General features: G+C 67.4%; 5 protein-coding genes and 1 tRNA gene. 2 read left to right on the top strand and 4 right to left on the bottom strand.

What is annotated here, in order from left to right; genetic code table 11:
* Positions 1 to 1,216: 1,216 nt before the first annotated feature.
* Entirely contained in the window at positions 1,217 to 1,588 is a 372-nt protein-coding gene (locus QSK26_RS24520) for an SCO4225 family membrane protein (RefSeq protein WP_285777586.1), read from the bottom strand.
* A gap of 228 nt (positions 1,589 to 1,816) precedes the next feature.
* On the opposite strand from QSK26_RS24520, the gene QSK26_RS24515 reads away from it, so the two are divergent.
* Entirely contained in the window at positions 1,817 to 2,941 is a 1,125-nt protein-coding gene (locus QSK26_RS24515; protein WP_285777585.1) for a tyrosine-type recombinase/integrase, read from the top strand.
* A gap of 74 nt (positions 2,942 to 3,015) precedes the next feature.
* Here the strand turns inward: QSK26_RS24515 and QSK26_RS24510 are convergent.
* Both QSK26_RS24510 and QSK26_RS24505 read right to left on the bottom strand, forming a co-directional pair.
* Positions 3,016 to 3,105 (bottom strand) — tRNA-Ser (locus tag QSK26_RS24510).
* Positions 3,106 to 3,475: 370 nt separating this feature from the next.
* The gene (locus QSK26_RS24505; protein WP_285777584.1) at positions 3,476 to 4,039 is read right to left on the bottom strand and encodes a YceI family protein; all 564 of its coding nucleotides are present in this window, start codon (positions 4,037 to 4,039) and stop codon (positions 3,476 to 3,478) included.
* Between the two features lie 103 nt (positions 4,040 to 4,142).
* Between QSK26_RS24505 and QSK26_RS24500 the strand changes: the two genes are divergently transcribed.
* Positions 4,143 to 4,625 carry a MarR family winged helix-turn-helix transcriptional regulator gene (locus QSK26_RS24500; RefSeq protein ID WP_285777583.1) on the top strand — a complete coding sequence of 161 codons (483 nt, stop codon included), beginning with the start codon at positions 4,143 to 4,145 and terminating at the stop codon, positions 4,623 to 4,625.
* Here the strand turns inward: QSK26_RS24500 and QSK26_RS24495 are convergent.
* Positions 4,609 to 6,201 carry a fatty acid--CoA ligase gene (locus QSK26_RS24495; RefSeq protein WP_285777582.1) on the bottom strand — a complete coding sequence of 531 codons (1,593 nt, stop codon included), beginning with the start codon at positions 6,199 to 6,201 and terminating at the stop codon, positions 4,609 to 4,611. The two genes, QSK26_RS24500 and QSK26_RS24495, sit on opposite strands and share 17 nt — an antisense overlap.
* Positions 6,202 to 6,243: the final 42 nt, after the last annotated feature.

The raw sequence follows: 6,243 nt of genomic DNA, 5'->3' as shown, positions 1-6,243 counted from the left end.
ACAACACCAACGCCACCGCGTCGGCCTTGAACTCGGGTGGGTAGTTCTTCATCACCATCAGGAACATCTCTTCCCCTGGACCTCAAGATCCAGTCTTCGAGGTGTCCTCGTTCAAGGGGGAATGCCCCACCTCACCGTCACTGCGAAAAGCGAACCCGACGGCTACGCCGAACTCCTCACCCCCGCATGGGCAGGCACATGCACCGAGGTCAGCATCATCCCCATAGTCAGCACTGTCGGCAATATAAGCGACATCTCCACATACGACACAGATACGTTGCGCGCAGCCTTCATTGTCAGGCGGGATGATCAGGCACCACCTACGGCCTGGCACTCCGCACGGCTGTCATCCCAGAGCTGGAGCCCGCCGGAGGCATCTTTGCCCTGGGCGCTCGAGACTTGGACGTCACGCTCTTGGCATGCGATCATCCTGGGCATGTCCTCGATCAGAAAGGGCCATGCCGCGTAGGCGCCCTTCCGAGGTCCGTACGCGATCGGCGTGTGGGACCCACCGAGCTGTGATCCATCATGTTCCCGGGCTTGGCCGTCGACCCATGGCCGCGGTGATCGCCCTCGAACACACCCGCATGTGGCCGGGCGCGGTGGCTGCTTCCCTGGCGGCTTGGCAGGAGGCGGCCCTGGTGGGGACCGCTGATCGCCTCTTCTTCAGGTGCGAGTGCGAGGAGTGCACTGGAGATGCGCCCCGTCGGCGACTTCATCAGGCTCTCGTCGGCTTACCTTCGTGGGCCAGACCGCATCTCTATGCCCTGGTACTACCCGTCGACCGGTATTACCTCCATCGAACCTCACCAGAATCGCTTACCTCCCCCGACTCCGATTGGACATGGTGGCAACGACGTCGCCGACTTGAGGATAGGAGCGTGTAGAGGCGCGCCGGGCGTCCGGCCCGGAGTCCTGCACGCCCCTCCCTCGACTGATCATCCCGTCGCCGTCGTCCCACCCGCTGGAGAGCGGGTCAGGGGTGGCGGTCAAGGTGGAGCACCCCACGGACGAACGACCTTGACCGCCTCCCACCCGAAGGGCAGCGGGCCGGCGACGGAGGTGCAAGCCCATCTTCGCGTGTACGTTCACCGGCCGCCATTCCTGGGTCATCGGATGCCAACGGTCAGAGATGGGCTTGTGCCGGAGGAGTCGGTCTGCTGGGCTCCGCCTGAGTCGACGGCAGGAGGGGTGATCGGACTTCCACCTCAGCCCCCTACGGCGCCTGCCCCTGGCCTTGGGCATCATCCTGGAGCCGGAGCGCCCCCGCCGGAGGCATGCCTTTCCTGCGTCCGCGCGCGATCAGCCACAGGAGCCAGGCCTGGAACAACCCGGCGACCGGGAACAGCCAGTAGGCCGCTTCGGGCAGTGTGGCAAGGGGCAGGAACATGAGGATCTGCGAGGCCGGAGAGGTGACCGCGAACAGCACCACTGCCTCCAGCCCTTGGCTGCCTGGTTGGCGAGTAGCGATCTCGACGTAGACGGTCGCGGCGATGACGAGGAGCACATAGGGGCCGGCGATGGCGAACGCGAACCTACCGCGGTCGTATCGGGAGACGTAGCGGCCAACAGTTCGGAATAATCGCATGGTCCCGAGTCTGCATGCTCTCGCGGTCAAGCGCTCGGACGAGGCGGCGGCGCGTCCACGGTCGGCGGGTCAGGTCAGCGCGGTGGGCGCTGCGTACGGCGGGCGGCCCGAAGTCCCGCCGCCGGCCGGACTGAGGCCGAGGTCACGCGTAAAGTCCACGAGCTGGAGAATCAGCGGGACTCCGGAATCGTCAACAAGCCGGGCCGTGTTCCCACAGTCGCCGTGTGGATGGCCGAGTACCTCGATGTCATCTGTGCCCGGCTCGTCGCATCGGGAAAGATGGCGCCTCGCACGCTGGAGGACTACCAGTCCAAGAACCGCCATTGGATCGTCCCGCTGCTCGGCAAGCATCGCCTTGACCGGCTTACTCCTGAGCATCTCGACCGGGCCTACTCGAGGATGCTTGAGCAGGGGCTGTCACAGAGCAGTGTGCTCAAGGTCCACCGCATCCTGTCACGGGCGCTGAAGATCGCCATCCGGCGCAACAAGATCACACAGAACGTTTCCACCCTCATCGACGCACCGGTGGCTGATGATCCCGAGGTGGAGCCGCTGACCCGCGACGAAGCACGGCGGATATCGAAGGCTGCTCAGGCTCGTCGCAACAACGCTCGTTGGTCAGTGGCGCTCGCGCTGGGCATCCGGCAAGGTGAGGCGCTGGGCCTGCGGTGGTCGTATGTCGATCTGGACACCGGAGTGATCAAGGCGTGGTACCAGGTCCAGCGCAAGCCCTGGCAGCACGGCTGCGACGACCTCCACAAGTGCGGCAAGGACTGGCACCGCTGGTCCTGCAAGAAGCGATGTACGGAGCACAAGCACCGGGCTGACTGCGCGAAAGGGTGCAAGCGGCACGGCCACACCTGTCCCACCCGAGCCTGCCCGAAGGGATGCACCGGCCACGCTGACCGTTGCCCGAAGCGCCGGGGCGGCGGCATGGTCTTTCGGCAACGCAAGGGGAAGCGGAGACTCACCCTCCAGTGCCCTCCCGAGCTGCTGCCCCTCCTTCGCACCCAGCGAGCGGCCCAGGCGGCCGAACGCGAGAAGGCGGGCGACCTCTGGGAAGACCATGATCTCGTCTTCGCCACCCGGCACGGCAGGCCGATCGAGCGGACTGAGGATTACAAGACCTGGAAGGCGCTTCTCGTGCAGGCGGGAGTTCGGGACGCGAGGCTTCACGATGCTCGGCACACCGCTGGAACGCTCCTTGTGGAGCAGGGTGTGCACATCCGAGTCGTTCAGGAGATCCTCGGCCACGCCCGCGTCACCACGACCGAGCGCTACGCCCACGTTGCCGGCGCCCTGGTGCAGGACGCGAGCGAGCGCATGGGGGCCGCTCTCTGGGGCGGTGACTGAACAACTGCAACCCCGGCACTTTTGGAGATCAAAAAGGCCCTCCCCCCGAAGTTCGGGAGAGGGCCTCTGTGCTGCGGAGGCTCGGGGATTTGAACCCCGGATGGGCGGTAAACCCAAACCGCATTAGCAGTGCGGCGCCATAGACCTGACTAGGCGAAGCCTCCTGGTTGCCGTGTGGCTGACGACAGAGTACCGGCCCCGGGGCTTTGCGGCAAAGCGGTTACGCATGTCGGGGGCGGGAGGGTCGGAGTGTGCCGGTGTTGTCCACAAGCTGTGGACAACCGGTGTGGGTAACCTGTGGATCACACCTGTGGATATGTGACCCGCCGGCTTCCGTGGACAGGCGATCCGGCCGTCGCTGTGGATAACTACCGCGCCGCCGGAGCCGCAGGCCACACAACCCAGCAAACACCATCGAGAGGGTCATACCCAAACAAGGCCCCGCCGGGATGGGCGGGGCCTGGCAAGGGAGGGCCGTCGGTCAGCCCCGGCGAGCGAGGGCCGTGGTCAGCCCCGGCAAGGGAGGGCTGTTGGTCAGGCCTGGCGGACGCCTTCGCCCTCGATCTCGATCTTGACCTTCTTGCCCACGAGGACGCCGCCGGTCTCCAGGGACTGGTTCCAGGTGAGGCCGAACTCCTCGCGGTCGATCTCGGTGCTGATGGAGAAGCCGAAGACCTCCTGGCCCCAGGGGCTGGTGGCGGTGCCGTTGAACTCGACGGTGAGCTCGACTTCCTTGGTGACGTCACGGACGGTGAGGTCGCCGATGACCTTCAGCTCGTCGCCGGAGTGGCTGGCGATCCTGGACGTGCGGAAGGTGAGCTCGGGGTACTTGTCCACGGACAGGAAGTCGTCGCCGCGCAGGTGGCCGTCGCGGTCGGCCACGCCGGTGCTGATGCTGGCGGTCTTGACCGTGAGCTCGGCGGTGGAGTCGAGCGGGTTCTCGGCGATCGTGATGCTGCCGGAGAACTCGTCGAAGTGGCCGCGAACCTTGCTCACCATGAGGTGCTTCACGACGAAGCCGATCCGGGTGTGCGCGACGTCGATCGCGAAGGTACCGGGGGTCGGAATGGTGAGGCCTTCCCAGGCGCGAGTGCTCATGATGCTCTCCTCGACAGAGCTTGCGATGCGGATGTTTGCGCTAACAGATTTCTACACGGGCAATATTCCAATCGTCAACTACTTCGTCTACCCTGGTGGAGTGATGACCTTCGACGACCCTCGACTCACCGCCATGGGGCTGGTGGCCGAGGTGCATGCCGGCCTGATGGAGAAGTTCAGCCCTGCCCTGGCGTCGGCCGGGTTGTCCGAGGTCGAGTTCGAGACGCTGATGCGGCTGGCCAGGACGCCGAGGAACCGGTTGCGCATGAGCGACCTCGCCGCGCAGACCTACCTGTCCACCAGCGGGGTCACCCGGGTGGTCGACCGGCTGGAGCGCCGCGACCTGGTCCGCCGCCAGGGGTGCGACACCGACCGCCGGACCTCCTACGCGGTGCTCACCGAGACCGGCGGCACCCTGCTGGAGACGCTGCTGCCCCAGCACATCGAGGACATCGAGCACTGGTTCACCGGCCTGCTCACCCCCGAACAGCTTGACGCGCTGCTGGAGGCGCTGCGCCTGATCCGCGACGTCGTGCGGCCGTGCGCCACGGCGGGGGCGACGGAGGACGTCACGTCAGCCGGATGACCTCCAGCCTGCCGTCCGCCGCCATCTCCCGCAGCACCCGCTTGGCGAACTTGCCGACCGACGTCTTCGGCACCTCGGGGATGAAAGCCCACCGTTCGGGCAGCTGCCACCTGGCCACCTTGCCCGCCAGATGGTCCCGCAGGTCGGCCGCGCCCGCCGTACCGGAGACCACGACGCAGGCGAGCGGGCGTTCGCCCCAGCGGTCGTCCGGCACGCCGATGACGGCGGCCTCGACCACCTCCGGGTGGCCCATCAGCAGATTCTCCAGCTCCACCGAGGAGATCCACTCGCCGCCGGACTTGATGACGTCCTTGGCGCGGTCGGTGAGGGTGACGTAACCGTGCTCGTCGAGCCGGCCCACGTCGCCGGTGCGCAGCCAGCCGTCGTGGAAGCGGGAGCCGTCCTCGTCGCGGTAGTAGGAGGCGGTCACCCAGGGGCCGCGGACCTCCAGCTCGCCGACCGAAACCCCGTCGTTGGGCAGGACGGTCTCGCCGTCGCCCACGATCCTCGCCTCGACCCCGGCCAGCAGCCTGCCCTGGGTGACCCGGTACTCCCACGGGTCCGCGGCGTCCACCGGCGGGTGCGCGACGGTGGCCAGGGGCGAGGTTTCGGTCATCCCCCACGCCTGCACGAGGTGCACGCCGAACTCGTCGGACAGGGCGCGCATCAGCGACTCGGGCACGGCCGAGCCGCCGCAGGTGACCAGGCGCAGCGAGGACATGTCGGCCCCGTGCTCCCTGGCGTGCCTGAGCAGGTCGCTCCAGATGGTGGGCACCGCGCCGGACAGCGTCGGCCGTTCCTCCTCGATGATCCGCGCGAGGTGCGGCGCGTGGAGGTGGCGGTCCGGCATGACGAGCGAGGCGCCGCCGAGCATCGCCGCGTACGGCAGGCCCCAGGCGTTCGCGTGGAACATCGGGACGATCGGGAGCACCCGGTCGGCGGCCGACAGGCCCATCCCGTTGGCCGTGCAGATCGACATGGAGTGCAGGTAGGCCGAGCGGTGGCTGTAGACGACACCCTTCGGGTTGCCGGTGGTGCCGCTGGTGTAGCACATCGCGGCGGCCGAGTTCTCCTCGACGCGGGGCCAGTCGAAGTCGTCCGGGGCCGCCGCCAGCAGCGCGTGGTAGTCGTGCACCGGCCTGCCCTGGGCGTCGATCTCACCCTCCCCCACCACGATCACCTGCCTGACCGTCCTGAGCTGCGGCAGGATCGGTTCGAGCAGCGGGATCAGGGAGGCGTCGACGAGCAGCACCTCGTCCTCGGCGTGGTTGGCGATGTAGACGAGCTGCTCGGGGAAGAGCCGCATGTTCAGCGTGTGCAGCACCGCGCCCATGCTGGGAACCGCCAGGTAGGCGGCCAGGTGCTCGCCGTTGTTCCACATGAACGTCGCGACCCGCCGGTCGCCGGTCACCCCGAGCCCGCGCAGCGCGGCGGCGAGCCGCGTCACGTCCCGGCGCAGACTCCGGTACGGCTGCCGCCGGAAGCCCTCGCCGGTGTAGGTGACCACTTCCCGCTCGGGATGCAGTTCCGTGCCGTGGCGCATGATCGACGTGATCGTGAGAGGAAAGTCCGGCATCGTGGGGAGCATCGGCCACACCTCCGTTCCAGAGTCTCGCTC

This window comes from Microtetraspora sp. NBRC 13810, assembly GCF_030268685.1.
Taxonomy (GTDB): domain Bacteria; phylum Actinomycetota; class Actinomycetes; order Streptosporangiales; family Streptosporangiaceae; genus BSRQ01.
This window is presented reverse-complemented; position numbering and strand designations above follow the sequence as displayed.

What these genes read in the sequence shown, in the direction of transcription:
- QSK26_RS24505 (WP_285777584.1), bottom strand. Translation starts at nt 4,039, where the DNA reads ATGAGCACTCGCGCCTGGGAAGGCCTCACCATTCCGACCCCCGGTACC.
- QSK26_RS24520 (WP_285777586.1), bottom strand. Translation starts at nt 1,588, where the DNA reads ATGCGATTATTCCGAACTGTTGGCCGCTACGTCTCCCGATACGACCGC.
- QSK26_RS24515 (WP_285777585.1), top strand. Translation starts at nt 1,817, where the DNA reads ATGGCCGAGTACCTCGATGTCATCTGTGCCCGGCTCGTCGCATCGGGA.
- QSK26_RS24495 (WP_285777582.1), bottom strand. Translation starts at nt 6,201, where the DNA reads ATGCCGGACTTTCCTCTCACGATCACGTCGATCATGCGCCACGGCACG.
- QSK26_RS24500 (WP_285777583.1), top strand. Translation starts at nt 4,143, where the DNA reads ATGACCTTCGACGACCCTCGACTCACCGCCATGGGGCTGGTGGCCGAG.